25 protein-coding genes and 1 pseudogene are annotated in these 26,901 nt (G+C 74.2%); 17 read left to right on the top strand and 9 right to left on the bottom strand.

The genetic code is table 11. The features are described 5' to 3' along the window. Positions 1 to 77: 77 nt before the first annotated feature. The 4 genes from ACIRFH_RS16335 to cobI are packed head-to-tail and all read left to right on the top strand — an operon-like array spanning position 78 to position 4,871. Positions 78 to 2,087 (top strand): putative cobaltochelatase, encoded by a 2,010-nt coding sequence (locus ACIRFH_RS16335; RefSeq protein ID WP_403520980.1) that lies wholly within the window; start codon positions 78 to 80, stop codon positions 2,085 to 2,087. Continuing rightward, positions 2,087 to 2,686: a cob(I)yrinic acid a,c-diamide adenosyltransferase gene (cobO, locus tag ACIRFH_RS16330; RefSeq protein ID WP_403520978.1), complete on the top strand. Its 600-nt coding sequence runs from the start codon at positions 2,087 to 2,089 to the stop codon at positions 2,684 to 2,686. Before ACIRFH_RS16335 ends, cobO begins: the two co-directional genes overlap by 1 nt. Further along, positions 2,683 to 4,143, top strand: coding sequence for a cobyrinate a,c-diamide synthase (locus ACIRFH_RS16325; protein WP_403520976.1), 1,461 nt, complete (start codon positions 2,683 to 2,685; stop codon positions 4,141 to 4,143). The genes cobO and ACIRFH_RS16325 overlap by 4 nt, the downstream gene beginning before the upstream one ends. Beyond that, complete coding sequence (gene cobI, locus ACIRFH_RS16320) at positions 4,140 to 4,871, top strand: precorrin-2 C(20)-methyltransferase (RefSeq protein ID WP_403520974.1); 732 nt, start codon at positions 4,140 to 4,142, stop codon at positions 4,869 to 4,871. The genes ACIRFH_RS16325 and cobI overlap by 4 nt, the downstream gene beginning before the upstream one ends. A gap of 20 nt (positions 4,872 to 4,891) precedes the next feature. On the opposite strand, the gene ACIRFH_RS16315 is transcribed toward cobI, so the two are convergent. Next, complete coding sequence (locus ACIRFH_RS16315; protein ID WP_403520972.1) at positions 4,892 to 5,620, bottom strand: ZIP family metal transporter; 729 nt, start codon at positions 5,618 to 5,620, stop codon at positions 4,892 to 4,894. Between the two features lie 86 nt (positions 5,621 to 5,706). Here ACIRFH_RS16315 and cobM point away from each other — a divergent pair, with 86 nt between their 5' ends. Genes cobM through cobC form a run of 6 tightly spaced genes read left to right on the top strand, consistent with a single transcriptional unit; the run spans position 5,707 to position 12,045 of the window. After that, complete coding sequence (cobM, locus tag ACIRFH_RS16310) at positions 5,707 to 6,549, top strand: precorrin-4 C(11)-methyltransferase (protein ID WP_403520970.1); 843 nt, start codon at positions 5,707 to 5,709, stop codon at positions 6,547 to 6,549. After that, positions 6,546 to 7,790, top strand: a complete 1,245-nt coding sequence (gene cbiE / locus ACIRFH_RS16305) for a precorrin-6y C5,15-methyltransferase (decarboxylating) subunit CbiE (RefSeq protein ID WP_403520967.1) — start codon at positions 6,546 to 6,548, stop codon at positions 7,788 to 7,790. Before cobM ends, cbiE begins: the two co-directional genes overlap by 4 nt. After that, positions 7,787 to 9,478: a precorrin-3B C(17)-methyltransferase gene (cobJ, locus tag ACIRFH_RS16300; RefSeq protein ID WP_403520965.1), complete on the top strand. Its 1,692-nt coding sequence runs from the start codon at positions 7,787 to 7,789 to the stop codon at positions 9,476 to 9,478. Before cbiE ends, cobJ begins: the two co-directional genes overlap by 4 nt. Continuing rightward, positions 9,475 to 10,062, top strand: a complete 588-nt coding sequence (locus ACIRFH_RS16295; protein WP_403520964.1) for a precorrin-8X methylmutase — start codon at positions 9,475 to 9,477, stop codon at positions 10,060 to 10,062. The genes cobJ and ACIRFH_RS16295 overlap by 4 nt, the downstream gene beginning before the upstream one ends. Continuing rightward, positions 10,059 to 10,976: a sirohydrochlorin chelatase gene (locus ACIRFH_RS16290; protein ID WP_403520962.1), complete on the top strand. Its 918-nt coding sequence runs from the start codon at positions 10,059 to 10,061 to the stop codon at positions 10,974 to 10,976. Before ACIRFH_RS16295 ends, ACIRFH_RS16290 begins: the two co-directional genes overlap by 4 nt. After that, a complete protein-coding gene (gene cobC, locus ACIRFH_RS16285; protein WP_403520960.1) occupies positions 10,966 to 12,045 on the top strand; it encodes an Rv2231c family pyridoxal phosphate-dependent protein CobC in 1,080 nt (359 codons plus the stop codon). The genes ACIRFH_RS16290 and cobC overlap by 11 nt, the downstream gene beginning before the upstream one ends. 324 nt (positions 12,046 to 12,369) lie before the next feature. On the opposite strand, the gene ACIRFH_RS16280 is transcribed toward cobC, so the two are convergent. The 3 genes from ACIRFH_RS16280 to ACIRFH_RS16270 form a co-directional block, all read right to left on the bottom strand. Then, on the bottom strand, positions 12,370 to 13,287 hold the full coding sequence (locus ACIRFH_RS16280; RefSeq protein ID WP_403520958.1) for an SCO1860 family LAETG-anchored protein: 918 nt from the start codon (positions 13,285 to 13,287) through the stop codon (positions 12,370 to 12,372). A 186-nt stretch (positions 13,288 to 13,473) separates the two neighbouring features. After that, positions 13,474 to 14,571 carry an amidohydrolase family protein gene (locus ACIRFH_RS16275; RefSeq protein WP_403520956.1) on the bottom strand — a complete coding sequence of 366 codons (1,098 nt, stop codon included), beginning with the start codon at positions 14,569 to 14,571 and terminating at the stop codon, positions 13,474 to 13,476. Between the two features lie 46 nt (positions 14,572 to 14,617). Next, complete coding sequence (locus tag ACIRFH_RS16270) at positions 14,618 to 15,127, bottom strand: hypothetical protein (protein ID WP_403520955.1); 510 nt, start codon at positions 15,125 to 15,127, stop codon at positions 14,618 to 14,620. 169 nt (positions 15,128 to 15,296) lie between these two features. Between ACIRFH_RS16270 and ACIRFH_RS16265 the strand changes: the two genes are divergently transcribed. From ACIRFH_RS16265 to thpD, 5 genes are all read left to right on the top strand, one after another. Continuing rightward, positions 15,297 to 16,427: a pyridoxal-phosphate-dependent aminotransferase family protein gene (locus ACIRFH_RS16265; protein ID WP_403521114.1), complete on the top strand. Its 1,131-nt coding sequence runs from the start codon at positions 15,297 to 15,299 to the stop codon at positions 16,425 to 16,427. 326 nt (positions 16,428 to 16,753) lie between these two features. Continuing rightward, entirely contained in the window at positions 16,754 to 17,272 is a 519-nt protein-coding gene (ectA, locus tag ACIRFH_RS16260; RefSeq protein WP_403520953.1) for a diaminobutyrate acetyltransferase, read from the top strand. 111 nt (positions 17,273 to 17,383) lie between these two features. Continuing rightward, on the top strand, positions 17,384 to 18,655 hold the full coding sequence (ectB, locus tag ACIRFH_RS16255) for a diaminobutyrate--2-oxoglutarate transaminase (protein WP_403520951.1): 1,272 nt from the start codon (positions 17,384 to 17,386) through the stop codon (positions 18,653 to 18,655). 89 nt (positions 18,656 to 18,744) lie between these two features. Continuing rightward, the gene (locus ACIRFH_RS16250; RefSeq protein ID WP_398929417.1) at positions 18,745 to 19,143 is read left to right on the top strand and encodes an ectoine synthase; all 399 of its coding nucleotides are present in this window, start codon (positions 18,745 to 18,747) and stop codon (positions 19,141 to 19,143) included. A gap of 7 nt (positions 19,144 to 19,150) precedes the next feature. Continuing rightward, the gene (thpD, locus tag ACIRFH_RS16245) at positions 19,151 to 20,050 is read left to right on the top strand and encodes an ectoine hydroxylase (RefSeq protein WP_403520949.1); all 900 of its coding nucleotides are present in this window, start codon (positions 19,151 to 19,153) and stop codon (positions 20,048 to 20,050) included. A gap of 249 nt (positions 20,051 to 20,299) precedes the next feature. On the opposite strand, the gene ACIRFH_RS16240 is transcribed toward thpD, so the two are convergent. The 5 genes and pseudogenes from ACIRFH_RS16240 to ACIRFH_RS16220 form a co-directional block, all read right to left on the bottom strand. After that, complete coding sequence (locus ACIRFH_RS16240; RefSeq protein ID WP_403520947.1) at positions 20,300 to 21,385, bottom strand: aminotransferase class V-fold PLP-dependent enzyme; 1,086 nt, start codon at positions 21,383 to 21,385, stop codon at positions 20,300 to 20,302. A 60-nt stretch (positions 21,386 to 21,445) separates the two neighbouring features. Continuing rightward, positions 21,446 to 22,165, bottom strand: coding sequence for a DsbA family oxidoreductase (locus ACIRFH_RS16235; protein ID WP_403520945.1), 720 nt, complete (start codon positions 22,163 to 22,165; stop codon positions 21,446 to 21,448). Between the two features lie 78 nt (positions 22,166 to 22,243). After that, positions 22,244 to 22,748 (bottom strand): annotated as a pseudogene (locus tag ACIRFH_RS16230) (GNAT family N-acetyltransferase). Positions 22,749 to 22,785: 37 nt separating this feature from the next. After that, complete coding sequence (locus ACIRFH_RS16225; RefSeq protein WP_403520943.1) at positions 22,786 to 23,394, bottom strand: DUF1349 domain-containing protein; 609 nt, start codon at positions 23,392 to 23,394, stop codon at positions 22,786 to 22,788. A gap of 68 nt (positions 23,395 to 23,462) precedes the next feature. Continuing rightward, positions 23,463 to 23,999, bottom strand: coding sequence for a hypothetical protein (locus ACIRFH_RS16220; protein ID WP_403521112.1), 537 nt, complete (start codon positions 23,997 to 23,999; stop codon positions 23,463 to 23,465). 423 nt (positions 24,000 to 24,422) lie between these two features. On the opposite strand from ACIRFH_RS16220, the gene ACIRFH_RS16215 reads away from it, so the two are divergent. Continuing rightward, on the top strand, positions 24,423 to 26,147 hold the full coding sequence (locus ACIRFH_RS16215) for a sensor histidine kinase (RefSeq protein ID WP_403520941.1): 1,725 nt from the start codon (positions 24,423 to 24,425) through the stop codon (positions 26,145 to 26,147). A gap of 92 nt (positions 26,148 to 26,239) precedes the next feature. Then, positions 26,240 to 26,899, top strand: a complete 660-nt coding sequence (locus ACIRFH_RS16210) for a response regulator (protein ID WP_403520939.1) — start codon at positions 26,240 to 26,242, stop codon at positions 26,897 to 26,899. Positions 26,900 to 26,901 lie beyond the last annotated feature (2 nt).

Here is a 26,901-nt window from a genome sequence, read left to right as displayed (position 1 = left end):
CACGTACCCACGATGGCAGCGCGCCCCACGACGTTCGTGCCGTTGCGTCTCAACTCATCCGAAGGAGTGATCGCCGCGTGAGCACCACCTATCCGTTCAGTGCCGTCGTCGGTCAGGACTCCCTGCGACTCGCGCTGCTGCTGAACGCCGTGTCCCCGGCGGTCGGCGGCGTGCTGGTACGCGGGGAGAAGGGCACCGCCAAGTCCACCGCCGTGCGTGCGCTGTCGGCACTGATGCCGGAGGTGGACGTCGTCTCCGGGTGCCGTTTCTCCTGCGACCCGGGCTCCCCCGACCCGGCCTGCCCGGACGGGCCGCACGAGCCAGGCGGCGGCACGACGCGGGCGGCGCGGATGGTCGAACTGCCCGTCGGGGCCTCCGAGGACCGACTCGTCGGCGCCCTCGACATCGAGCGGGCGCTCTCCGAGGGCGTGAAGGCCTTCGAGCCCGGCCTGCTGGCCGACGCGCACCGCGGGATTCTCTACGTCGACGAGGTCAACCTGCTCCACGACCACCTCGTGGACCTGCTGCTGGACGCCGCCGCGATGGGCGCGTCCTATGTCGAGCGTGAGGGCGTGTCCGTGCGGCACGCCTCGAAGTTCCTGCTCGTCGGCACCATGAATCCCGAAGAGGGCGAGCTGCGTCCGCAGTTGCTCGACCGCTTCGGTCTCACCGTCGAGGTCGCCGCCTCGCGCGAGCCCGACCAGCGGGTGGAGGTCGTGCGGCGACGGCTCGCCTACGACGACGACCCGGCCGATTTCGCCGCGCGCTGGGCCGACGAGGAGGCCGCCGTACGAGCGCGGATCGTGGCGGCGCGGAAGCTGCTGCCGTCGGTGCGCCTCGGTGACGGGGCGCTGCGGCAGATCGCGGCGACCTGTGCCGCTTTCGAGGTGGACGGCATGCGTGCCGACATCGTGATGGCGCGGACGGCCACCGCGCTGGCGGCCTGGGCCGGGCGGACCGACGTGCTGGCGGAGGACGTGCGGCAGGCCGCGCTGCTGGCCCTCCCCCACCGGCGGCGGCGCAACCCCTTCGACGCGCCCGGTCTGGACGAGGACAAGCTCGACGAGACGCTGGAGGAGTTCGGCGGGCAGGACGGGGACGGGGGCGACGACGATCCGGACCCGGGTCCCGGCGGCGGTCCCGGTGGACAGCCCGAGCCCGACGACGCCCCGCAGGGCGACGGTGACACCGCCGCGCGGCCCGAGGCCGGGGAGGGCGGGGAGCCGCAGCCGTCCGGGGCCGGCGCCGGCGAGCAGCAGCCCGTGCGGGCCGCCGAGCCGTTCCGTACGAAGGTGCTGAGCGTACCCGGGCTGGGCGAGGGCGCCGCCGGGCGGCGTTCGCGGGCGCGGGCCGAGCACGGTCGGACCATCGGGGCCCGACGGCCCCAGGGGGCGCTGACCAAGCTGCACCTCGCCGCGACCGTGCAGGCCGCCGCCCCGCACCAGCGGGCGCGGGGGCGCAGCGGGCCGGGGCTGGTGGTGCGCCGGGACGATCTGCGGCAGGCGACGCGCGAGGGGCGGGAGGGCAATCTCGTCCTGTTCGTCGTGGACGCCTCCGGGTCGATGGCCGCGCGGCAGCGGATGAGCGCCGTGAAGGGCGCCGTGCTGTCGCTGCTGCTGGACGCCTACCAGCGGCGGGACAAGGTGGGTCTGGTGACCTTCCGGGGGTCGGCGGCCGAGGTGGCGCTGCCGCCGACGTCGTCGGTGGACGCGGCGGCGGTCCGGCTGGAGTCGCTGCCGACGGGTGGCCGTACGCCGCTCGCGGCCGGCCTGCTGAAGGCGCACGAAGTACTGCGGGTGGAGCGGCTGCGGGATCCGGCGCGGCGGCCGCTGGTCGTGGTGGTGACGGACGGGCGGGCCACCGGTGGTCCCGAGCCGGTCGCGCTGGCGGGGCGTGCCGCGCGGCTGTTCGCGGCCGAGGGGACCGCTTCCGTGGTCGTGGACTGCGAGACGGGGCCGGTGCGTCTCGGGCTCGCGGGGCGGCTCGCGGGTGAGCTGGGCGGTACGGCGGTGACGCTGGACGAGCTGCGGGCGGACTCCATCGCCGGGCTGGTGAAGGACGTACAGGCGAGCAGGAGGGCCGCGTAATGCCGAAGGGGCAGCCGAGTGTCGTGCCGGACGACGGGCTGACGACCCGTCAGCGGCGTAATCGTCCGCTCGTGGTCGTGCACACGGGGATCGGGAAGGGCAAGTCCACCGCCGCCTTCGGGCTGGCGCTCAGGGCCTGGAACCAGGGGTGGCCGATCGGGGTGTTCCAGTTCGTCAAGTCGGCGAAGTGGAAGGTCGGCGAGGAGAACGCGCTGCGGGTGCTGGGCGCCTCCGGCGAGGGCGGGTCCGTCGACTGGCACAAGATGGGCGAGGGCTGGTCCTGGGTCCAGCGGGACGCCCAGATGGACAACGAGGAGAAGGCCCGCGAGGGCTGGGAGCAGGTCAAGCGGGACCTCGCCGCCGAGACGTACAGGCTGTACGTGCTGGACGAGTTCGCCTACCCGATGCACTGGGGGTGGGTCGACACCGACGAGGTCGTGTCCGTGCTGCGTGACCGGCCCGGCACCCAGCATGTCGTGATCACCGGGCGGAACGCGCCGGAGAAGCTCGTGGAGTTCGCCGATCTCGTCACCGACATGTCCAAGGTGAAGCACCCGATGGACGCCGGGCAGAAGGGGCAGAGGGGCATCGAGTGGTGACCTCGTCCGTTCCCCGGCTGGTCGTCGCCGCGCCCTCCTCGGGCAGCGGCAAGACCACCGTCGCCACGGGGCTGATGGCCGCGTTCGCCGCGCGGGGGCTCGCCGTGTCCCCGCACAAGGTCGGGCCCGACTACATCGACCCCGGGTACCACGCGCTCGCCACCGGGCGGACGGGGCGCAACCTCGACGCGTACCTGTGCGGGCCCGAGCTGGTCGGGCCGCTGTTCCTGCACGGGGCGCGGGGGTGCGACATCGCCGTGGTCGAGGGCGTGATGGGGCTGTACGACGGGGCGGCGGGCGAGGGTGAGCTGGCGTCCACCGCGCAGGTCGCCAAGCTGTTGCGGGCGCCGGTGGTGCTGGTCGTGGACGCGTCGTCGCAGTCGCGGTCGGTGGCGGCGCTGGTGCACGGGTTCGTGTCCTTCGATCCGGAGGTGCGGATCGGGGGCGTGATCCTGAACAAGGTCGGCTCGGACCGGCACGAGGCGCTGCTGCGGGAGGCGGTGGACTCCGTCGGGGTGCCGGTGCTGGGGGTGTTGCGGCGGGCGCCGCAGGTGGACGTGCCGTCGCGGCATCTGGGGTTGGTGCCGGTCGCCGAGCGGGGTCCGCAGGCGGTGGAGGCCGTTGCGGCGATGGCGGCGCAGGTGGCCGGCGGGTGTGATCTGGAGGCGTTGGCCGGGCTCGCGCGGGGTGCCGGGGGGTTGTCCTGTGCGGCTTGGGATGCGGGTGAGGCTCTGGTTTCCCCGCCCCCGCCGCCCCTTCCCGTCCCGTCCCCGGGGGCTGCCGCCCCCGGACCCCCGCTTCGGCCTGGACGGTCTCGTCCTCAAGCGCCGGACGGGCTGGAAGCAGCCGGCCAGGGGGTAAGAGTTGCCGTCGCCGGTGGGGCCGCCTTCACCTTTTCCTACGCCGAGCACGCCGAGTTGCTCGCCGCCGCCGGGGCCGAGGTCGTCGTGTTCGATCCGTTGCGGGACGAGGAGCTGCCCGAGGGGACCGGTGGGGTGGTGATCGGGGGCGGGTTCCCGGAGGTGTACGCCTCCGAGCTGTCCGCCAACGAAGGGCTGCGGAAGTCCGTCGCCGAACTCGCCCTGAGCGGTGCTCCCGTGGCCGCCGAGTGCGCGGGGCTGCTGTACCTGTGCCGGGAGCTGGACGGGCTGCCGATGTGCGGGGTGCTCGACGCCTCCGCGCGGATGTCCGAGCGGCTCACCCTGGGCTACCGGGACGCCGTGGCCGTGAGCGACAGTGCGCTGGCCGCCGCGGGGACGCGGATGCGGGGGCACGAGTTCCACCGGACGGTCGTGGAGCCGGGGGCCGGGGCGGCGCCGGCGTGGGGGATGCGGGCGCCCGAGCGGCGCGTCGAGGGATTCGTGGAACGCGGTGTGCACGCGAGCTATCTGCACACGCACTGGGCGTCCGAGCCCGGTGTCGCCCGTCGGTTCGTGGAGAGGTGCCGGACGTCATGAGCAGCAGGCTGATCGGGGTGGGGGTCGGACCCGGGGACCCGGAGCTGGTGACCGTCAAGGGCGTGAACGCGCTGCGGGCCGCCGAGGTCGTCGTCGTGCCCGTGATGGACACCGGGGAGCGGGGCCGCGCCGAGGCGACCGTGCTGCACTACGTGGGCGCCGAGAAGGTCGTCCGGGTCGTGTTCGCGCTGAACGAGCGCACCGACCGGGCGCGGCGGGAGGCGGCGTGGGACGCGGCCGGCGAGCGGGTCGCCGCGCTGCTGCGGGAGCACGGGTCCGTCGCCTTCGCGACCATCGGTGATCCCAACGTGTACTCCACGTTCACGTATCTCGCGCAGACCGTCGGCGAGCTGGTGCCGGGCACCGTGGTGGAGACCGTGCCGGGCATCACCGCCATGCAGGACCTCGCGGCCCGGTCGGGTGCCGTGCTGACCGAGGGCACCGAGCCGCTGACGCTGGTGCCGGTGACCGCCGGGTCGGGTGTGCTCAAGGAGGCGCTGAACGGGCCGGGGACGGTCGTCGCCTACAAGTTCGGGCGGCAGGCGGCCGAGGTCGCCGAGGTGCTGCGGGAGACCGGGCGGCTGGGTGACGCGGTGTGGGGTTCGGCGCTGGGGCTGCCGGAGGAGTCCGTACGGCCGGCCGCCGAGCTGGACGGGGAGCCGCTGCCCTATCTGTCGACGCTCATCGCGCCGGCGCGGCGCGAGGGCGGGCGGGGCGGCAAGCTGTGAGCCGCCGAGGGCCCGGGGCGTCACTCGGCGATGCCGACCACCAGCCAGATGAAGGCGGCGCCCGCGATCGTGCACAGCAGGGTCGAGCGGGCGGGGTGCTCGTGGTGGGCTTCGGGCAGGATCTCGGCGGCGGCGAGGTAGAGCAGGACGCCGCCGAAGAGTCCGAGGTACCCGCCGAGCAGGCCCTCGGGGATCGTGAAGAAGAGCGTGGACGCCGCGCCGACGACGGGGGCCAGGGCGTCGGCGACGAGCATGGCGACGGCCCGGCGGCGGGCGTTCCCGTACAGGCTGGTGAGCGTGTAGGTGTTGAAGCCGTCCGCGAAGTCGTGGGCGATCACGGCCATCGCGACGGCCGCGCCCATGCCGCCGCCGACCTGGAACGCCGCGCCGATCGCCACGCCGTCCATCGCGCTGTGCCCGACCATCGCGGCGGCGGCCGTCAGGCCCACCTCGGGCGCGCGGTGACCGTGCTCGTCGGCGCCGTGCGCTGCGCGGCGGGCGGCCAGCAGGCGTTCCACCAGGTGCGCGAGGAGGAAGCCGGCGACGAACAGCAGCAGTGCCGCGGGGACGCCGAACACCTCCCGGCCCGCCGCCTCCAGCGCCTCCGGCAGCAGGTCGAGGCCGACCACGCCCAGCATCAGGCCGCCGGCCAGGCCCAGGACCAGGTGGCGCCGGTCGGTCACGCGCTGTGCCGTCCAGCCGCCGGCCAGCGTCATCAGGAACGCGCCGAGCGCGACGAAGACCGCCATGGGCCCTTGGTATCCGATCAGTCCGCGTTCACGCGCGTCCGACAGCAGCAACCGCAGTAAATATGCGTAGGAGAGGACCGAATTCCATGGATCCGCTGGTTCCCGTGGCTCCCACCGCCGGCGCCGCCGGCAAGGTGACCTTCGTCGGTGCCGGTCCCGGCGCCGCCGATCTGCTGACGTTCCGCGCCGCCCGGGCCATCGCCGAGGCCGACGTCGTGATCTGGGCGGCGAGCCTGGTGCAGGCGGAGGTCCTCCAGCACGCGCGCGAGGGCGCGGAGGTCCTGGACTCGGCGACGATGTCGCTGGAGGACGTCGTGGCCGTCTACCGGCGGGCCCGCGCGGAGGGGCTGCGGGTGGCCCGCATCCACTCCGGTGACCCGGCGCTGTGGGGCGGTACGCAGGAGCAGCTGGACCGGTGCGCGGAGATCGGCATCGCGACCGAGGTCGTGCCCGGCGTCTCCGCCTTCTCGGCGGTCGCCGCGCTCGCGCAGCGGGAGCTGACCATCCCCGAGGTCGCGCAGTCCGTGGTCCTGACCCGGCTCGGCGGCGGCAAGACGCCGATGCCGCCCGGGGAGGAGGTCCGCGAGTTCGCGAAGCACGGCACGACGATGGCGGTCTTCCTGTCGGCGGCGCGCAGCGGGCAGCTGGTGCGGGAGCTGCTGGAGGGCGGTTATCCGACCGAGACGCCGGTCGTCGTCGCCTATCAGGCGACCTGGCCGGAGGAGCTGGTCGTCAAGTGCACGATCGGCACCCTGGAGGAGACCGTCAAGGAGCACAAGCTCTGGAAGCACACCCTGTTCCTGGTCGGCCCGGCGCTCGACGCGCACGGCACCCGCTCGCACCTGTACCACCCGGGGCACTTCCACGGCTACCGCAGGGCCGACCCCGAGGCCCGCAGGGAGCTGCGCGCGCGGGGTGCGAGCACGTGATCACGGTGGTCGGGGCGGGGACCGGTTCCCCGCTGCCCGAGGACGTGGCCGACGGCGCGGCCCTGGTCGTCGGCGGGCGGCGGCACCTGGACGCCGTACGACTGCCCGAGGGTGCCGAGCGGGTCGTGCTCGGGGCGCTGGCGCCCGCCCTGGACACGGTCGCGGAGTACGCCGCGAAGGAGCGGCCGGTGCTCGTGCTGGCCTCCGGCGACCCGGGGTTCTTCGGGATCGTGCGGGCGCTGGCCGAGCGGTTCGGGCCGGGGCTGCTGGACGTGCGGCCCGGTGTGTCGTCGGTCGCCGCCGCGTTCGCGCGGGTGGGGCTGCCGTGGGACGACGCCGCGGTGGCCAGCGCGCACGGGCGGGACCTGCGGACGGCGGTGAACCTGTGCCGCGCGCACCCGAAGGTGGCCGTGCTGACCGGGCCGGGGGCGGGTCCGGCGGAGCTGGGGGCCGCGCTCGTGGGCGACGGGCGCGTGCTGGTCGTGGCCTCCGCGCTCGGTTCCGGCGAGGAGCGGGTGGAGCGGGTGACGCCCGCCGAGGCCGCCGCCCGGGACTGGGGTCCGGCGGTGAGCGTGGTGCTGTGCCTGGACGAGGCGCGGGCCCTGGGCCCGGTGCGCTCGGTGGCCGGGCCGCGGCCGGGGCCCGCCGGGTGGGCGCTGGACGAGGCCGCGTTCGCCCACCGCGACTCGATGATCACCAAGTTCGAGGTGCGGGCGCTGGCGCTGGCCCGTCTCGGTCCGCGCCCCGGCGACCTGGTGTGGGACGTCGGCGCGGGCTCCGGGTCCGTGGCCGTGGAGTGCGCGCGGCTCGGCGCCGCCGTCACCGCGGTGGAGAAGACGCCGGACGGTGTCGAGCGCGTCCGCGCCAACGCCGCCGCGCACGGTGTCGACGTGCGGGTGGTGCACGGCGCGGCGCCCACGGTGCTGTCGGGTCTGGACGATCCGGACGCCGTGTTCGTCGGCGGCGGCGGGCGCGAACTGCCGGCGATCGTCTCGGCGTGCGCGCGGCGCGCCCGGCGGTCCGTGGTCGTCGCGATGGCCGCGCTGGACCGGGTGCCGGCGGCGCGTGAGGCGCTGCTCGGTGCCGGGCTGGAGTGCGACGGGGTGCTGCTGCAGTCGTCCCGGCTCGCGCCGCTGCCGGGGGACGTGACGCGGCTGGCGGCGACCAATCCCGTTTTCCTGCTGTGGGGCGTGAGGCCCGGCAGCCGTACCGATGGAACCGAAGAAGGAGGGGCCCTGTGATCGGCCTCATTTCCGCCACCGCGGCGGGGACCGCGGCGCGGGACCGGCTGGCCGCGGCGTGGCCGGACCGCACGCGCGTGTACGGGGGTCCCGTCGCGGACGCCGTGCGGACCGCGTTCGCCGAGTGCGAGCAGCTCGTGTGCTTCCTGGCCACGGGTGCCGTGGTCCGGCTCGTGGCCCCGCTGCTGGACGACAAGCGGACCGACCCGGGTGTGGTGTGCGTCGACGAGGGCGGGCGGTTCGCCGTGTCGCTGGTCGGCGGGCACGGCGGCGGCGCCAACGACCTCGCCCGCGCGGTGGGCGGGGTGCTGGGCGCCGAGCCGGTGGTGACGACGGCGACCGACGCCGTGGGCCTGCCGGGCCTGGACACGCTGGGGCTGCCCGTCGAGGGCGACGTCGCCGGGGTCTCTCGGGCCCTGCTGGACGGGGAGCCGGTGGCGCTGCGGGCCGAGGTGGCCTGGCCGCTGCCGCCGCTGCCGCTCGCCGCGGAGGGGGCGTACACGGTCCGGGTGACGGACCGTCTGGTGGAGCCGGCCGAGCGTGAGGCCGTGCTGCGTCCGCCGTCCCTGGTCGTCGGCGTCGGCGCCTCGAAGGGGGCGCCGGTGGACGAGGTGCTGGGGCTGGTGGAGGCGGCGCTGCGGGACGCCGGGCTGTCGGCGGCGTCGGTCGCCGGGCTGGCCACCGTGGACGCCAAGGCCGATGAACCGGGCATCGTCGGTGCGGCCGAGCGCCTGGGCGTGCCGCTGGTGACGTACGCCGCCGAGAAGCTCGCGGGCGTCGAGGTGCCCAACCCCTCCGGCGCGCCGCTCGCGGCCGTCGGCACCCCCTCGGTCGCGGAGGCGGCGGCGCTGGCGGACGGGGGCGAACTCCTCGTCCCGAAGCGGAAGTCGGAGCGCCCGGACGGCTCCCCCGCCATGGCGACCTGTGCCGTCGTACGGCGGCCGGGGCGCGGGCGGCTCGCGGTGGTCGGGCTCGGTCCGGGCGCCCGCGACCTGCTGACGCCGCGCGCGCTGGCGGAGCTGCGGCGGGCGTCCGTGCTGGTCGGTCTCGACCAGTACGTCGACCAGATCCGCGACCTGCTGCGGCCCGGCACCCGGATCCTGGAGTCGGGGCTCGGCGCGGAGGAGGAGCGGGCGCGGACCGCCGTGGCCGAGGCCCGGCGCGGGCAGGCGGTGGCGCTGATCGGCAGCGGCGACGCGGGCGTGTACGCCATGGCGTCGCCGGCGCTGGCCGAGGCGTCCGACGACATCGACGTGGTCGGGGTGCCGGGCGTGACGGCGGCGCTGGCGGCCGGGGCGATCCTGGGCGCGCCGCTGGGCCACGACCACGTGTCGATCAGCCTGTCCGACCTGCACACGCCGTGGGAGGTCATCGAGCGGCGGGTGCGGGCGGCGGCCGAGTCGGACCTCGTCGTGACGTTCTACAACCCGCGCTCCCGGGGCCGGGACTGGCAGCTGCCGAAGGCGCTGGCGATCCTCGCGGAGCACCGGGAGCCGACGACGCCGGTCGGTGTCGTCCGCAACGCCTCCCGCGCCGACGAGTCCAGCCGCCTGACCACGCTGGCGGCGCTGGACCCGGCGAGCGTCGACATGATGACCGTCGTGACGGTGGGCAACACGGCGACCCGCGAGATCGCGGGGCGCATGGTCACCCCGCGCGGCTACCGCTGGCAGGAGGCCGCCCGGTGAACCGCGTCGTCCACCCCATCGAGGAGGAGTCCTACCGGCGGCTGCGCGCCCGCCTGGACACCTCGCACCTCCCGCCGCTGACCCGCGCGGTGGTGGAGCGGGTCGTCCACTCCGCCGCCGACCTGGAGTACGCCACCGACCTCGTCATGGACGAGGGCGAGCTGGCGAAGGCCCACGCGGCGCTGCACGCCGGGGCGCCCGTCGTCGTGGACGTCGAGATGGTCGGCGCGGGCATCACCCGGCGGGAGACCGTCTGCCGGCTGCGGGACGCCGTCGCCGGGCCGGGACTGACCCGCTCGGCGCACGGCATCCGGCTCGCCTACGAGCAGGTCGGGCCGGGCGCCCTCTGGGTGATCGGCAACGCGCCGACCGCGCTGGAGGAGCTGCTGACCCTGGACGCCTCCCCCGCGCTCGTCATCGGGCTGCCCGTCGGCTTCGTCGGCGCGGTCGAGTCCAAGGCGGCGCTGCGCGAGAGCGGGCTGCCCGCCGTGAGCAACGTGTCCGAGAAGGGCGGGTCGGCGGTCGCGTCCGCCGCGCTCAACGCCCTGCTGTACCACCCGACTTCCGCCGAGGAGACCCTGTGACCACCCCGCCCGCCCTGCTCATCGCCGGCCACGGCACCCGGGACGACGCCGGAGCCGAGGCGTTCCGCGACTTCGTGCGCGAGCTGGGCCGCCGCCACCCCGAACTGCCCGTCGCGGGCGGCTTCATCGAGCTGTCCCCGCCCCCGCTGGGCGAGGCGGTCGCCGAGCTGGTGGAACGGGGCGTACGCCGGTTCGCCGCGGTGCCGCTGATGCTGGTGTCCGCCGGGCACGCCAAGGGCGACATCCCGGCGGCCCTGTCCCGCGAGAAGGAACGCCACCCCGGCATCTCCTACACGTACGGGCGTCCGCTGGGCCCGCACCCGTCGCTGCTGCGGGTGCTGGAGCGGCGGCTGCAGGAGGCCGTCGACCCCTCCTGGGACCTTTCCGAGGTGACCGTGCTGCTGGTGGGGCGCGGTTCGACGGACCCGGACGCCAACGCCGAGGTGTTCAAGGCGGCGCGGCTGCTGTGGGAGGGCCGCGGGTACGCCGGTGTGGAGACGGCGTTCGTGTCGCTGGCGCAGCCCGACGTGCCGGGCGGCCTGGACCGCTGCGCGCGGCTGGGCGCCGGGCGGATCGTGGTCCTGCCGTACTTCCTGTTCACCGGCATCCTCCCGGACCGGGTCCGGCAGCAGACCGAGGAGTGGGCCGCCGCGCACCCGGGGACCGAGGTGCGCTCGGCGGACGTCATCGGGCCCGAGCCGGAGCTGCTGGACCTGGTGTGGGAGCGGTACGAGGAGGCGGTGAAGGGCGATCTGCGCATGAACTGCGACAGCTGCGTGTACCGGATCGCGCTGCCCGGCTTCGAGGACAAGGTGGGGCTGCCGCAGCAGCCGCACTTCCACCCCGACGACGACGGCCATCACCACCACGGGCACTCCCACGGGCACGGACACGCGCACTCCCATGCGCACTGAGGCCGGGGCCCTGTGCGGGGGCCACGACCTGCGGCACCACGGGGACGCCGAGGTCCGGGACGACGGGTCGGCGCTGGTGGACCTGGCGGTGAACGTCCGCGCGGACACGCCCCCGGCGTGGCTGCGCGAGCACCTCGCCGCGTCGCTGGGCTCCCTCGCGGCCTACCCGGACGGGCGGGCCGCACGGGCGGCGGTGGCGGCGCGGCACGGGCTGCCGGTGGAGCGGGTGCTGCTGACGGCGGGCGCGGCGGAGGCGTTCGTGCTGCTGGCGCGGGCGCTGACGGTGCGCCGGCCGGTGGTGGTGCACCCGCAGTTCACGGAGCCGGAGGCGGCGCTGCGGGACGCGGGGCACACGGTCGGCCGGGTGCTGCTGCGGGAGGCGGACGGTTTCCGGCTGGACCCGGCGGCCGTTCCCGAGGACGCCGACCTGGTGGTGATCGGCAACCCGACGAACCCGACGTCGGTGCTGCACCCGGCGGAGACGATCGCCCGGCTCGCCCGCCCCGGGCGGACGCTGGTCGTCGACGAGGCGTTCATGGACGCGGTACCGGGTGAGCGGGAGGCGCTGGCCGGACGGACGGACGTTCCCGGGCTGGTCGTCCTGCGCAGCCTCACCAAGACGTGGGGGCTGGCGGGCCTGCGCGTCGGATACGTGCTGGCGGCCCCGGAGACGGTCGCCGGACTGGAGCGCGCCCAGCCGCTGTGGCCCGTGTCGACGCCCGCCCTGGCGGCGGCCGAGGCGTGTGTGGCGCCGCGCGCGCTGGCGGAGGCGGCGCACGCCGCCCACCGCATCGCCGCGGACCGGGACCGTCTCGTCGCCGGGCTGCGGCGGTTCGCCCCCGCCGGGCTCCGGGTCGCCGGGCCCGCCGAGGGCCCCTTCGTCCTCGTCCGGCTGCCGGACGCCGCGACCGTACGGCACCGGCTGCGCGACCTCGGGTACGCGGTCCGGCGCGGGGACACGTTCCCGGGGCTGGGCGAGGAGTGGCTGCGCCTGGCGGTACGGGACCGGGCCACGACGGACGGCTTCCTGACGGCGCTGGACCGGGCGGTGCGGGCGCGGTCCGCCTGAGGCGCGGGGCCCGTCCGGACCCCGCCGTGCCCGTCCGGGGCCCGGCGGGCCGGTCCGGGCGCGGCCGGATCACCCCGTCCGGAGCCGGACCGGCCCGCGGTGCTCCCCTCGTCCCGGCCGGAACCCCGCCCCCGCCTGGAACAGCCCGGTGCCGGGCCGGGCCGCGGCGCGTCTCTACGCCGGGGCCGCAACCGTGGGCGGGCCCGGCGTAGAGAGGTCGGGCCCACGCTCCGGGCAGCCGGCCCTCCTCCAGGCCCCCGCCCACCGGACTTCTCCCCGCCTGTCCGCGTGCCGCCCGGCGCCCCGTCGCCGTCCGTCCCCCGGTCAGCCGCGCCTGCGGCGGGCCACGGCCAGGGCTGTGCCGCCCGCCAGGACCAGGACACCGGCTCCGGCCGCGAGGTACGGGGTGGTCGAGCTGCCGCCGGTCTCGGCCAGGTCGGCCTCGGCGGGGGCGCCCTGGGGTTTCACGTCCGCGGCCGGTTCGGCGGGCGGCTTCCCGGCCTTCGCCGGGGGCTGCGCGGCCGCCGGGGCCTCGCAGGTGGCGCTCGCCAGGGTCAGGGTGCCGTCGACCTCGGCCACGCCCAGGTCCAGCGGGTCCACGTGCACCGTGAGTTCGAGGGCGGTGGCGGCGGCCGTGCGCGAGGTGGTCTGCGTCTTCGACAGGTCGAGCCGCACCTCGCCGACGCCGGGCACCTTCACGTCCGTCGGCCCGCCGGTGGTCAGCGTGACCTTCTTGCCGAGGACCGTGACCGCGCCCAGCAGGTTCGAGGAGGCGACCGGCTTCTTCCCCGCCTCGCAGGTCGCCGTGGAGGTGACCTGCTCGACCTCGACGACCGACAGCAGCGGCAGTCCGGGGACGTGGACCCTGGCCCGGGCCAGTTCGGTGCGGCCCTCCGCCTTGTCCGCGGCCGTCGTCGCCTTCGCGTCGGCCACGTCGGCGCGCAGGACGCTGAAGGGCCTGCCGCCGTCGACGCCGTCCAGCCGGGCGGTCAGCGCGGTCTTCCGGGCGCTCTCGGGTGCCTGCACCTCGTCGAGGGTGACCGCGAGCGGGACGTCCACGGTCTTGTGGAGCAGGGACACGTCGAGCCCGGTGCGCAGGACGGTGGCGCTCGCGCGGCCGTGGTCGCCGGTCGCGTGGACGGTTCCCGCACCGGCCAGGACCGCGGGACCGGCGGCCAGGGCCGTGGCCGCCGTGACGGTGACGAGGCGGCGTGCGGGCATGCGGAAGGTGTTGCCGTTCAAGGTGGTGGGACCCCCAGAAAGACATGCGTGCGGAACACACATGAGCGACGTGCTCGGGACCCGGAAAGGATGTCCCCGCCCGGGCCCGACCGTCAGCGATCCAGGGTCACTTCACCCCTTCGTGAGGTTTCCGCGAGCCTTTTCGAATCCTTCGGCACACGCGTTCCCCGGCGTCCCCCGTGTCGGCTATCCGACGACCCGCCCGTTCAGCACCACCCGGCGCGGAGCGGCGAGCACGCGCACGTCCGCGCGCGGGTCCTGCTCGTACACCACCAGGTCCGCCGGCGCGCCCTCGTCCAGACCGGGCCGGCCGAGCCAGCGCCGGGCGGCCCAGGTCGCCGCGGAGAGGGCCTCGACGGGCGGGATGCCGGCGGTGACCAGCTCGGCGACCTCCGCCCCCGCCAGGCCGTGGGCCAGGGCGCCGCCCGCGTCGGTGCCGACGAAGACCGGGATCCCGGCGTCGTAGGCGCTCCGGACGGTGTCGTAGCGGCGGGCGTGCAGCCGGCGCATGTGGTCCGACCAGCGCGGGAACCGCTTCTCGCCGCCCTGGGCGAGCGCGGGGAAGGTGGCGATGTTGACCAGGGTGGGCACGATGGCGACGCCCCGTTCGGCGAACAGGGGGATGGTGTCGTCCGTCAGACCGGTCGCGTGCTCGACGCAGTCGATGCCGGCCTCGACCAGGTCGCGCAGCGAGTCCTCGGCGAAGCAGTGCGCGGTGACGCGGGCGCCCAGGCGATGGGCCTCGGCGATGGCTGCCTCGACGGCGCCTCGCGGCCAGCAGGCGGACAGGTCGCCGAGGTCGCGGTCGATCCAGTCGCCGACCAGCTTCACCCAGCCGTCGCCGCGCCGGGCCTCCCGGGCGACGTACGCGACGAGGTCCTCGGGCTCGACCTCCCAGGCGTAGTTGCGGATGTAGCGGCGGGTGCGGGCGATGTGCCGGCCCGCGCGGATGATCTTCGGGAGGTCCTCGCGGTCGTCGATCCAGCGGGTGTCGGAGGGCGAGCCCGCGTCGCGGATGAGGAGGGTGCCGGCGTCGCGGTCGGTCAGCGCCTGCTTCTCGGCGACGTCCTCGGGTACGGCGCCGTGCTGGTCGAGGCCGACGTGGCAGTGCGCGTCGACCAGGCCGGGCAGCGCCCAGCCCTCGACGGTGCGGACGTCACCGGCCCCGGCGGGACGGTCGTACGAGATCCGGCCGTCGATGACCCACAACTCGTCGCGGACGTCCTCGTCCCGCGGTCCGACGAGCACCCGACCCTTCACGTGCAGCACCGTGCGATCGCTCATGCCCCGCACCTTAGACGGGCGCCGGGGGGGCTGTTCGAAGGCCCGGTCACCGGCCGCCGTTGCGCGCGGCGGCGCGGGCGCGCAGCCCGGTCGCGCAGCCGGCCGCGACGGCGCTCGCGACGGCGGCCGACGCGAGCACGGCGACACCGGGGTTGACGTAACCGGGGACGTCGGCGGAGGCGTACCAGTCGCCGTCGGTGGTCTCGCAGCGGAACCGCAGGGGCAGGTAGGAGACCGAGTAGTCGACGACCCGCCCGGACAGCTCCGGGGGCACGCCGGTACGGCAGGGTCTCATCGGCGAGGAACCCGCGCCGCCGTCCTCCGCCCCCATGACCGCGAACCCCACGCCCAGCGCACCCCAGACGTACAGCAGGGCGGCGGCCCCGCCGGCGACCGCGGCGAGGACGCGGAAGGACGCGCCCGCCCCGGGCGGCGCGGGGACGGCGGCCGGCACGCCCGCCTCCCCGCCGGGGCGGCGGGCGTACGTGCCCGCGCCCCGGCCGAGGAGGACGGCCGTCACCACCGCGACGAGGACGAGCAGCAGGAGAGCGAGCACGGGCCCGAGTCCATCAGTCCGGCGAGCACCACGGCTGTGGCGGAAGCCACAATTCCGGGCGTGACGGTGTCGCAACGGACGCCCTCCCCCGCGAGTGGCGGCGAAGGCCACGGTTACTCTCGACTCCGTACGCGTCATACACCTGACCGTGAGTGAAGAGAGCACCGCCGTGACCCACCCCTTCCTGGACCTCGCCCCGCTGAGCGCCGCCCGTTTCGCCGCGATCGAGGACCGGGTGGCGCGCCTGCTCGGCACGCGGCAGGACGTCCTGATCACGCAGGGCGAGGCGCTGCTGCCGCTGGAGGGCGCGATCCGGGGGTGCGCCGGGCCGGACACCGTCGCGCTGAACATCGTCACCGGGCCGTACGGGCAGACGTTCGGGAACTGGCTGCGGGACTGCGGCGCCACGGTGCACGACCTCGCCGTGCCGTTCCACACCGCCGTGACGGCCGACCTGGTCCGCCGGGCCTTCGCCGAGCACCCGGAGATCGACTTCGTGTCCCTGGTGCACGCGGAGGCGGCGACCGGCAACACCAACCCGGTCGCGGAGATCGGCGAGGCGGTGCGGGAGCAGGGCGCGCTGTTCTACCTGGACGCGGTGGCGTCGGTCGGCGCGGAGCCGGTGCTGCCGGACGCGTGGGGCGTGGACCTGTGCGTGATCGGGGCGCAGAAGGCGATGGGCGGTCCGGCCGGGGTGTCGGCGGTGTCGGTGAGCGAGCGGGCGTGGGCGCGGATGGCGGCGAACCCCGGTGCGCCGCGCCGGTCGTACCTCTCCCTGCTGGACTGGAAGGAGCGCTGGATCGACGGCGGGCGCAAGGCTCTGCTGCACGCGCCGGCGCAGCTGGAGATGCTGGCGCTGGAGGCGTGCGTCGAGCGCATCGAGGCGGAGGGCCTGGAGACGGTGATGGCGCGGCACGCGTCGGCGGCGGCGGCCACCCGGGCCGGGGCGCTCGCGCTGGGCGGCGGCCTGGAGCCGTACGTGCACGAGGCCCGCGAGGCGGCGCCGGTGGCGACGACGCTGCGGGTCCCCTCGGACCTGGACGCCTCGGAACTGGTGACCCGGGCGCTGGAGTCCGACCCGGCGCTGCCGCTGGCCGCGGGCGGCGGCGCGCTGGCCGAGGAGATGATCCGCGTCAACCACTACGGGCCGGACGCGACGCGTGAGGCCGTGCGGGGCTGCCTGACGGCACTGGGTGCCGCGCTGGCCGGGAAGGGCCTCACGACCGACCCGGAGGCGGCCCGTCGCGCCGCCGAGGACGCCTGGGACCGGACGCCCTCCGCCGGCTTTGCGGGAGCGTGAATTCGAGTAATTGCCGAAGTGCACGGAAAGCGAATTCGGCAATTACGATCGATAATCTTCCACTATTCTCCTGCCCGGTTTCCGCGACCCTAAACCCACTGATTTCCTGAAGCCCGGGCAGCGAACCCCGGTCACGCCCCAACGGGTCACATGATTGTGATCCGTTGCACACGCCGCCCGTTTTGCGCGTTATATACCGGTCATTTACCACCAAATCGCCTCCTCCTTGCGCGAGAGCACGCGCACGCGCGATAACACACGAGGCGTCCATACGTAACCTCGTCCGGCGATGCATTTTTTAATTCCGCTGGGTAAATTCGATTTGCATGACCGCCGTTCAAGCAGACCTGCGAATCGATCGCCCGGAAGTGGCCGACGGAGCCGCCCTGTGGCGGATAGCGAGGGATTCCAAGGTCCTCGATCTGAACTCGTCCTACAGCTATCTGCTCTGGTGTCGTGACTTCGCGGCCACATCCGCCGTCGCCCGCGACGGGCACGGCGTGCCGGTCGGCTTCGTCACCGGCTACCTGCGGCCGGACCGGCCCGACACGCTGCTCGTGTGGCAGGTCGCGGTGGACGAGGCCTACCGTGGTCGAAGGCTCGCGGCTGCACTGCTCGACGAGCTGGCCGCCCGGACCGCCGCGGAGTACGGGACGGTGACCGTGGAGACCACCATCTCCCCCGACAACACCGCGTCCCAGCGGCTGTTCACCTCGTTCGCCGAACGGCACGGAGCCCGGCTGGAGCGCGAGACGCTGTTCGAGACGGACCTCTTCCCCGACGGACCGCACGAGCCCGAGGTGCTGTACCGCATCGGCCCCCTCCCCGCCGCGGCCCGCGGCTGACCGGCCGGCCCCGGACGTCCCGGCCCCCTCACACTCCCCGGCAGACCGCTCCGGTCCCGGATCCGTACGACCTTCCTCTCCCACCCTCACCCCCACGAGGAGCGATTCGTCGTGACCATCACCCAGCCCGACCTCAGCGTCTTCGAGACCCTCGAATCCGAGGTGCGCAGCTACTGCCGCGGCTGGCCCACCGTCTTCGACCGTGCGCACGGCAGCCGCATGTACGACGAGGACGGCCACGAGTACCTCGACTTCTTCGCCGGAGCGGGCTCGCTCAACTACGGGCACAACAACCCCGTCCTGAAACGGGCGCTGATCGACTATCTGGAACGGGACGGCGTCACGCACGGCCTCGACATGTCGACCACCGCCAAGCGCCGCTTCCTGGAGACGTTCCAGAACACCGTCCTGCGGCCGCGCGACCTGCCGTACAAGGTCATGTTCCCGGGTCCGACGGGCACCAACGCCGTGGAGTCCGCGCTCAAGCTGGCGCGGAAGGTGAAGGGCCGCGAGTCGATCGTGTCGTTCACCAACGCCTTCCACGGCATGTCGCTGGGTTCGCTCGCGGTGACCGGCAACGCCTTCAAGCGGGCCGGCGCGGGCATCCCGCTGGTGCACGGCACGCCGATGCCGTTCGACAACTACTTCGACGGCACGGTCGAGGACTTCCTCTGGTTCGAGCGGCTCCTGGAGGACCAGGGCTCCGGCCTCAACCAGCCGGCCGCGGTGATCGTCGAGACCGTGCAGGGCGAGGGCGGCATCAACGTCGCCCGGCCCGAGTGGCTGCGTGCCCTGGCCGAGCTGTGCGAGCGGCGGGACATGCTGCTGATCGTCGACGACATCCAGATGGGCTGCGGCCGCACCGGCGCCTTCTTCTCCTTCGAGGAGGCGGGCATCACGCCGGACATCGTCACCGTCTCCAAGTCGATCAGCGGCTACGGCCTGCCGATGTCGCTGACCCTGTTCAAGCCCGAACTGGACGTCTGGGAGCCGGGCGAGCACAACGGCACCTTCCGCGGCAACAACCCCGCCTTCGTCACGGCGACCGCCGCGCTGGAGGCGTACTGGACCGACGGGGCGGCGATGGAGAAGCAGACCCGCACCCGCGGCGAGCAGGTCGAGCAGCACCTGATCGCCATCACCGAGGAGAACCTCGCCGACGTCAAGGAGTACCGGGGCCGCGGCCTGGTCTGGGGCCTGGAGTTCCACGACAAGGACCGCGCGGGCCGCATCGCCCGGCGCGCCTTCGACCTCGGGCTGCTCATCGAGACGTCCGGCCCCGAGAGCGAGGTCGTCAAGCTGCTGCCGGCGCTCACCGTCACACCGGACGAGGTGGACGAGGGCATGAAGACCCTCGCCCGGGCCGTGCGCGAGACCGCCTGACACCACCAGCGCTTCCGGCGCCTTCGGCCCGCGCGGACGAGGGCGCCGGGGACCCCTGCACACCCTCACCTAGGAGGCATCGCACCACCGTGATCGTCCGTTCGTTCAAGGAGCTCGAAGGCACCGACCGGCACGTGAAGTCCGCGTCCGGCACCTGGGAGAGCAAGCGCATCGTCCTCGCCAAGGAGAAGGTCGGCTTCTCCCTGCACGAGACGATCCTGTACGCGGGTACGGAGACGTCCATGTGGTACGCGAACCACATCGAGGCCGTCGTCTGCACCAAGGGCGACGCCGAGCTCACCGACCGCGAGACGGGGAAGACGTACCACATCACACCGGGCACGATGTACCTCCTGAACGGCCATGAGCGGCACACGCTCAAGGTCAAGGAGGACTTCCACTGCATCTGTGTCTTCAACCCGCCCGTGACCGGACGGGAGGACCACGACGAGAACGGCGTCTACCCGCTGCTCACCGAGGAGGTGTGAGTCCACCGTGACCACCACGACCACGAACGTCACCGACCTCTATCCCACCCGCGGCGCCACCGAGGTGGCGACCCCTCGGCAGGACCCGGTCGTCTGGGGTTCCCCGGACACGCCCGGCCCCGTTCCGGCCGGTGACCTGGAGGCCCTGGACCGCGACGGCTTCCTCGCCGTCGACCAGCTCATCGGGCCGGACGAGGTCGAGGTCTACCGCCGTGAACTGGAGCGGCTCACCACCGACCCGGCCGTCCGCGCGGACGAGCGCTCGATCGTCGAGCCGCGGTCCCAGGAGATCCGGTCGGTCTTCGAAGTGCACCGGATCAGCGAGGTGTTCGCGAACCTGGTGCGCGACGAGCGGGTCGTCGGGCGGGCCCGGCAGATCCTCGGCTCGGACGTCTACGTCCACCAGTCGCGGATCAACGTCAAGCCGGGCTTCGGGGCCAGCGGCTTCTACTGGCACTCCGACTTCGAGACCTGGCACGCCGAGGACGGCCTGCCGAACATGCGCACGATCTCGGTCTCGATCGCACTCACCGAGAACTACGACACCAACGGCGGTCTCATGATCATGCCGGGGTCGCACAAGACGTTCCTCGGGTGCGCGGGAGCCACGCCGAAGGACAACTACAAGAAGTCCCTGCAGATGCAGGACGCGGGGACGCCGTCCGACGAGGCGCTGACGAAGATGGCCTCGGAGTACGGCATCAAGCTGTTCACCGGCAAGGCCGGCTCGGCGACCTGGTTCGACTGCAACTGCATGCACGGCTCGGGCGACAACATCACGCCGTTCCCGCGCAGCAACGTGTTCATCGTGTTCAACAGCGTGGAGAACACGCCGGTCGAGCCCTTCGCGGCACCGGTCCGGCGGCCGGAGTTCATCGGGGCGCGGGACTTCACGCCGGTGCGGTGAACCGATCCGGCCGGGGGCCCGGGGGTCGCCCCCCGGAGAACACAGCATCGGGGCGCGGGACTTCACGCCGGTGCGGTGAACCGGCCCGGCCGGGGGCCCGGGGGTCGCCCCCCGGAGAACACAGCATCGGGACGCGGGACTTCACGCCGGTGCGGTGAGCCGATCCGGTGAGCCGTGTCAGGACTCGGGCAGGGGTCTCCTCGTGTGGGACGGGAGGCCCCTGCCCGTATGCTGCGCGGCCCGGCCGGCTCAGCCCGCCAGCACGTCCAGCAGCCGGTCGACGTCCGCCGCCGTGTTGTACAGGTGGAACGCGGCCCGCAGATTGCCCGCCCGGTCCGAGACCTGGACGCCGGCCCGGCTCACGTCACCCTGCCGGTGGCCGAGTCCGGGCACCGACACGATCGCCGAGCCCGGCGCGGGGACGACCTCGTGGCCCAGGGAACCCACGCCCTCGCGGAACCGGTCGGCGAGGGCCGTGTCGTGGGCGTGCACGGCGTCCACGCCGAGTTCCTCGATCAGCGCGAGGGAGTGCCGGGCGCCCGTGTAGGAGAAGAGGGCGGGGCTCTCGTCGAAGCGCCGCGCGGAGTGGGCGAGTTCCTCGACGGGGCCGTAGCAGCTGTCCCAGGGGTGCTCGCCCGACGCCCACCCGGCGAACAGCGGCGTCAGTCCGCCCAGGTCCTCCGGGACGACGAGGAAGGCGACACCGCGCGGGCACAGTGTCCACTTGTAGGCGACGGCGGCCACGTAGTCGAAGTCGTCCGCGGCCAGCGGCAGCCACCCGTTGGACTGGGAGGCGTCGACCAGCGTCCGCGCGCCGTGCGCCCGGGCGGCGTCCCGCAGCGCCGCGAGGTCGGCGATCCGCCCGTCGGCGGACTGCACGGAACTGACGGCGACGAGCGCGGTGTCCGGACCCACCGACTCGGCGATCCGCTCCAGCGGCACACTGCGCACCTTGAGGTCGCCCCGCGTGTACAGCGGGTTCACCAGGGAGCTGAAGTCGCCCTCCGCGGTGAGGACTTCGGCGCCCGCGGGCAGTGAGGCCGCGACGAGCCCGCTGAAGGTGGCGACCGACGCCCCGGCCGCCACCCGGGACGCGGGCACGCCGAGGAGGCGGGCGAAGGCGGACCGGCTCGCCTCGACGTCGGCGAACATGTCGAGGGGCTGCCCGGCCGCCGCGGACTCGGCCGCGTCCCGCATCGCGACGAGGGTCCGGGCGGGCAGCAGACCGGTGCTGGCGGTGTTCAGGTACGTCGTCCTCGGAGCGAACTCGGCACGGACGAGGGTCTCGAAGCTCTCCATGGCACCACTGTGCGGCCCCGGGACCTCCCCGTCCATTGCGTATTTCTGCGCGATATCTCCAAGGACTGCTTATGCGATCGCTCCGACCTGGGCGTTTCAGCCCCGGGGCACCGCGCAGCCGTCCGGACCGCACGCGTCCGCGGTCCCGTCCCCGCCGTCGACGAGCTGGAGCGGCGCGCGTTCGCCCCACGCCTGCGTCAGCGCCCGGGCGAAGACCTCGACGGGCTGGGCGCCGGAGACTCCGTAGGCCCGGTCGAGCACGAAGAACGGCACCCCGGTGGCCCCGAGCTGCGCGGCCTCGCGTTCGTCGGCGCGCACCTCGTCGGCGTAGGCGGTGGGGTCGGCGAGGACCGCGCGGACGGTGTCCGCCTCCAGACCGGCGCCGACGGCAAGCTCCACGAGTCGTTCGTCGTCGTCGAAGACGGAACGCTCCTCGGCGAAGTTGCCCCGGTAGAACGCGTCCAGCAGCGCGTCCTGGCGGCCCTTGTCCTTGGCCAGGTGCAGCAGCCGGTGCATGTCGAAGGTGCTGCCGTGGTCGCGGTCGCGGGTGCGGTAGTCCAGGCCCTCGGCGGCGGCCTGCGCGCCGAGGTTGTCCTCACCGGCCTGCGCCTGGGCCTCGCTCATGCCGTACTTGGCGGTGAGCATCGTCAGCACGGGCTGGACGTCGCCCTTGGCGCGCCCGGGGTCCAGCTCGAAGGACCGGTGCACCACCTCGACGCCGTCCCGGTGGGGGAAGGCCGCCAGCGCCTTCTCGAATCGGGCCTTTCCGACATAACACCAGGGGCAGGCGATGTCGCTCCAGATCTCGACGCGCATGTGTCGGCTCTTCTCCAGGTCGTACGGGTACGGAGGCCTCTCCTCCGCACCCGTACGTGAACGTTCAAGCGTCCTGTCTCATTCCCCGGACACGTCGAAGCGCAGGCACAGGTGGTGGTCGCCCTCGGCGGGCGGGTGGTCCGGGTCGGGGAACCAGCCCCGGCGGGCGTAGAAGGCCCGGGCGCGCCGGTTGTCGGCGTGGACGTCGAGGAACGGCCGTACGCCTGCCGTCGGCCCGCCACTGCTCGACGCAGGCGGCGTGCAGCTCGGTGCCGATGCCGGAGCGCCAGTGATCGGGGTCGACGTGGAACTGGTACAGCTCGACCGTGCCGTCCGGGGCGTCCTCCGGGGCCCGGAAGGACGCGATGGCGACGATGCTCCCCCGCTCCACGGCGCACAGCACGTGTCCGTCGGTCCGCTCGACGGCGGTGCGCCAGGCGGCGGCCCAGTCGTAGCCGTCGTCGGGGAGCCCGCCCGGGTAGTACGTGGCCCGGGCGCGGACGTGCAGGGCGGCCACCGCCTCCGTCTCGGCGGGCAGGACGGTGCGGATCACCCGGTTTCCGGTCCCACGTTCGTCGATCACGCATCGCAGGACGCGGAGGCCGGGCGGTCCGGTTGCGTCAGCTGCCGTCGCGCAGGTCGGCGGGCGGGGCCGGCCGGTACTCCAGGCGGTCGTACGTCACCGCGCAGCCCTCTCCCGTGGGCGACTGGGCGAGGAAGCCGGCCAGCGCGGCCGCGGTCTCCTTCTCGTCGCCCAGGGTGAACAGCCGGACGAAGGTCCAGCGTTCGCCGTCGCGGGAGGCGTGGAAGGCGAAGGCCCGTCCGGTGCGGCTGACCCTCAGCCACACCGTGTTCCCCTCCACGGTGAAGGAGTTGCAGTCGTCGGAGTGTCCCCGGGTGACCACCGTGCAGACGGTGGCCACGTCCGGGGAGTACTCCAGGCACAGCTTGGCCCAGGCCCGCTCGCCGACGTGGACGTAGAGGACCCCGGCGTCGAAGGCGGACGCGAAGCCGACCGTGACGCGGGCGATCAGCTGGAAGTCGCCCTCGGGCGCCCCGAGCAGCCGGGGCGCGTCGGAGGCGGGCTCCAGCTCCTCACCGGTCGGCGGCACGAACCGGTCCTGCCGGGGACCGGCCCGTCCGGTGAGGACGCCTCCCGCGTAGGACCAGGCGCCGTCGGGGCCGTAAGCGCGTAGTGGGAAGGGGAGTTCGGGGAGTTCTATGTCCATGACGGGATTGTCCCAGGCGTTCCGGGGCCACTGCCCCGGCCCGGCGGTCCCGGGTCAGGGGCCCCGGGTCAGCGGTCCTGGAACGTGTCCAGGGCGACGGCCTGGGCGATGGCGAGGCGCAGGTCGAGATCGGGGGCGGCCATGTCGACCGTGTAGTGGTCGAGCAGCCCGAACTTCCTGTCGACCTTCATCACCGTCTTGCCTCCCGTCTCGAAGTCGAAGTGGTACGGCCAGAGGAACGGAACGGAGTCCAGCGGCAGCCAGTCCCAGGCACGGCGGAGCACGGCGACGAACCGGTTGCGCTCCCGTCCGACGGCCGCCGGCGAGCCGGGCTGGTTCAGCACCCAGGTCGAGCGCAGCAGGGAGGCGAGGAACTTCTCCTCGAAGGAGCCGAGGAAGCCGCCCGTCTCGTCCAGCACGTGGTAGCCGTCGCCGATGTCGAGGAGCTTGCGCTCCCTGATGGTGAACAGGACCTGTTGCCGGGACTCGTCGGTGTAGAAGGTCATCTCCTCCTTGAGCGAGAACCGCTTGCTCTCGGCGAAGGCGAGGACCCGGCCGTCGGAGCCGTCCGGCAGCGTCTCCGTCACGACGTACCGGTTGGTCATGAGGGCGGCCTTCTGCCGGATGCTGAAACGCCCGGTCGCCGGCCGTCCCGCGCCCCAGACCGCCCGCTGCCCCGCGCTCTCGACCGCCCGCTGCCCCGTGTCCCCGGCCGCTCGCCGCTCCGTGTCCTCGGCCGTCCGCTGTCCCGTGTCCCCGGCCGCTCGCCGCTCCGTGTCCTCGGCCGTCCGCTGTCCCCTGGTGTCCACTGTCCCGCTCCCGAAGCCGTCGGTCCTGGCGCCGTCGCATGCGTCCGCGACCGGCGGAGCCATCCTCACCGGGTGCCCCGGCCCGGGGCAGTCTCCGTAAGTCGACACCCGCGGCGACCGAAGAGGACGGACCCCGTCGCCCGGGAGCCCGCTTTCGTCGACGGCGACCGCGCCGAAGGGCTGTCGTCGCCCCTCGGGATGTTTGTTTATGGTCTGCGCGTGGACGCAGCAGAGATATCCCGTACCGGCCGGCCGTTACTGTCCCGGCTCACCGCCGATTCCCCCTGGACCCGCGGACGGATCGCCGGGGAGACCGCGCTCGCCCTCGCACTCTCCGGGACCGCGGGGATTCTCCACGGGACGGAGCCGGGCTCCCCGGCGTGGGCCGGGCCCATGGCCCTGCTCATCGCCCTGCTGACGCCGGCCCGCCGCGCGCTGCCGGCGACGGTGCTGGTGGTCTCGTCGGCCCTGGCCGGGGTGGCCGTCGGCGCGATCCCGCTGCTGGTCTGCGCGAGCTGGTCGGCGGGTCACCGCATCACGCGCCCGGGACGCGCCCTGGCGGCGTACGGCGTCGGGCTCGTGCTGCACATCGGCGTCGAGGCCGGCGACCAGGACGGCGGGACCGGTCTGTCGCTGCCGCTGACGATCGCACTGAGCGGGATGCCCTTCCTGGTCCTCTCGGTCGTCCCCGGCCTCGTCTCCCGCTACCGCGCCCAGCGCCGTGCCCTGATCGACGCCCTCCACCGGCACAACGCCCAACTGGTGCGCGAGCAGGAGATGGTGGCGCGGCAGGCCCGGCTGCTGGAACGGCAGCGCATCGCCCAGGACATGCACGACAGCCTCGGCCACCAGCTCGCCCTGATCGCCGTGCAGGCCGGGGCGCTGGAGGTGGACCCGGAACTGACCGGCCGCCGGAGGGAGGGGGTGGGCGTCCTCCGGGAGGCCGCCCGGTCGGCGATGCAGGAGCTGCGCGAGACCGTGGGCATCCTCCGGGACGACGGGGAGGAACCCGCCGGGCGATGGGGGGACGCGGAGGACGCCGGGCCCTCGGCGGCCCGCACGGCGGCCGCCGTCGACACGCTGGTCGAGTCGTCGCGGGCCGCGGGCGCGGCGGTGGAGCTGCGCCGCTCCGGCACCGAACGGCCGCTGGCGCCGGCCGCCGACCAGACGGCGTACCGGATCGTCCAGGAGGGCCTGACCAACGCGCTGAAGCACGCGCCGGGCGCCCCGATCACCGTGGCGCTGCGCTACGAACCGGACAGTCTGGTGGTGGAGGTGGCCAACGGGCCGGTGCCGGCGGACGCACCGGCGGGTCCGCCCGCGGTCAGCGGCGGACAGGGGCTGACGGGCCTGGCGGAGAGGGCCCGGCTGGTCGGCGGCATGGTGCACCGGGGGCCCACCGGGGACGGCGGTTTCCGCCTCGCCGGTGTGCTGCCCTACAGCGACGGCGAGGCCCGCTCCCGCCCGGACGGCGCGACTTCCGTCGCCGCGGGCAGCGACTTCGGAGGGCAGCCCGCGCGGGGCGCCGCGGGAGACGGTGGACCGGTCATCGACCACCGCGGACCGCACAAGGAGTACGCCGCCATCATGAGCAGCAAGAAGAACGTCGCCCTCGGATGCGCCCTCACCGCCGTCGTCCTCGTCGTGGGCGCCGGCGCCCTCGTGTTCTGGGTGGTGGGGAAGCTGATGGACGAGGTGGAGCGGGGCGTCATCCCGGCGAGCGTGTACGAGTCGGCCAGGGTGGGCGACCCCGAGGCGGATCTGCGGAAGAAGTTCCCGCAGGGCGACTCGCTGCTCACCGAGGGCGTGGAGAAGGACGGCCCGCCGCTGCCCGAGGACGCCGCCTGCGAGCACTTCGTGGACGAGGACGAGGACATCGTCTACCGGTTCTGCTTCCGCGACGGCAAGCTGTCCTCCAAGGTGTCCTACGCGCACCGGACATGACCCGGGGCACGGGGCCGCGCCGGCGACCGGATCGGGCATGATGGGCGGGTCCCACCGTCCGCTCGTCCTACCGACACCGCGCAGGAGGCCGCGTGATCCGGGTCCTCGTCGCCGACGACGAACCGCTCATCAGGGCCGGCATCAGGATGATCCTCACCTCGGCCGAGGACATCGACGTGGTCGCCGAGGCGCGGGACGGCCGGGAGGCGGTGGAGACCGCCCGGAGCACCGCGGTCGACGTGGCCCTGCTGGACATCCAGATGCCGCTGATGGACGGGCTGACCGCGCTGGCCGAGATCGGCCGCGTCGCACCGCGCGTACGGGTGCTGATCCTGACGACGTTCGGGGAACGCGACAACGTGCTGCGCGCGCTCGGCCACGGCGGCGCGGGCTTCCTGCTGAAGGACTCCGCGCCGCAGGAGCTGATCCACGCGGTCCGCGCGGCGGCGGCCGGGAACGCCTATCTGTCGCCGGCCGCCACCCGGCACGTGGTGGACTCCCTCGCCTCCCCCGCCGCCGGGCGCGCCGAGGAGGCCCGCCGCCGCCTGGCGGGCCTCACCGAACGGGAACGCGACGTGCTGGCCCTGCTCGGCGAGGGCCTGTCCAACGCGGACGCCGGTGCCCGTCTGCACATGAGCGAGGCCACGGTGAAGACGTACGTCAGCCGCATCCTGGCGAAGCTCGACTGCGACAACCGGGTCCAGGCGGCGCTCCTGGCCCGGGACGCGGGCCTGGAGCCGAGCGCGGGATGAGC

The organism is Streptomyces sp. NPDC093586, from assembly GCF_044764905.1.
In the GTDB taxonomy this organism is placed as follows: domain Bacteria; phylum Actinomycetota; class Actinomycetes; order Streptomycetales; family Streptomycetaceae; genus Streptomyces.
This window is presented reverse-complemented; position numbering and strand designations above follow the sequence as displayed.

What these genes read in the sequence shown, in the direction of transcription:
- cobO (WP_403520978.1), top strand. Translation starts at nt 2,087, where the DNA reads ATGCCGAAGGGGCAGCCGAGTGTCGTGCCGGACGACGGGCTGACGACC.
- cobI (WP_403520974.1), top strand. Translation starts at nt 4,140, where the DNA reads ATGAGCAGCAGGCTGATCGGGGTGGGGGTCGGACCCGGGGACCCGGAG.
- ACIRFH_RS16315 (WP_403520972.1), bottom strand. Translation starts at nt 5,620, where the DNA reads ATGGCGGTCTTCGTCGCGCTCGGCGCGTTCCTGATGACGCTGGCCGGC.
- cobM (WP_403520970.1), top strand. Translation starts at nt 5,707, where the DNA reads ATGGATCCGCTGGTTCCCGTGGCTCCCACCGCCGGCGCCGCCGGCAAG.
- cobC (WP_403520960.1), top strand. Translation starts at nt 10,966, where the DNA reads ATGCGCACTGAGGCCGGGGCCCTGTGCGGGGGCCACGACCTGCGGCAC.
- ACIRFH_RS16275 (WP_403520956.1), bottom strand. Translation starts at nt 14,571, where the DNA reads ATGAGCGATCGCACGGTGCTGCACGTGAAGGGTCGGGTGCTCGTCGGA.
- ectA (WP_403520953.1), top strand. Translation starts at nt 16,754, where the DNA reads ATGACCGCCGTTCAAGCAGACCTGCGAATCGATCGCCCGGAAGTGGCC.
- ACIRFH_RS16240 (WP_403520947.1), bottom strand. Translation starts at nt 21,385, where the DNA reads ATGGACGGGGAGGTCCCGGGGCCGCACAGTGGTGCCATGGAGAGCTTC.
- ACIRFH_RS16235 (WP_403520945.1), bottom strand. Translation starts at nt 22,165, where the DNA reads ATGCGCGTCGAGATCTGGAGCGACATCGCCTGCCCCTGGTGTTATGTC.
- ACIRFH_RS16225 (WP_403520943.1), bottom strand. Translation starts at nt 23,394, where the DNA reads ATGGACATAGAACTCCCCGAACTCCCCTTCCCACTACGCGCTTACGGC.
- ACIRFH_RS16220 (WP_403521112.1), bottom strand. Translation starts at nt 23,999, where the DNA reads ATGACCAACCGGTACGTCGTGACGGAGACGCTGCCGGACGGCTCCGAC.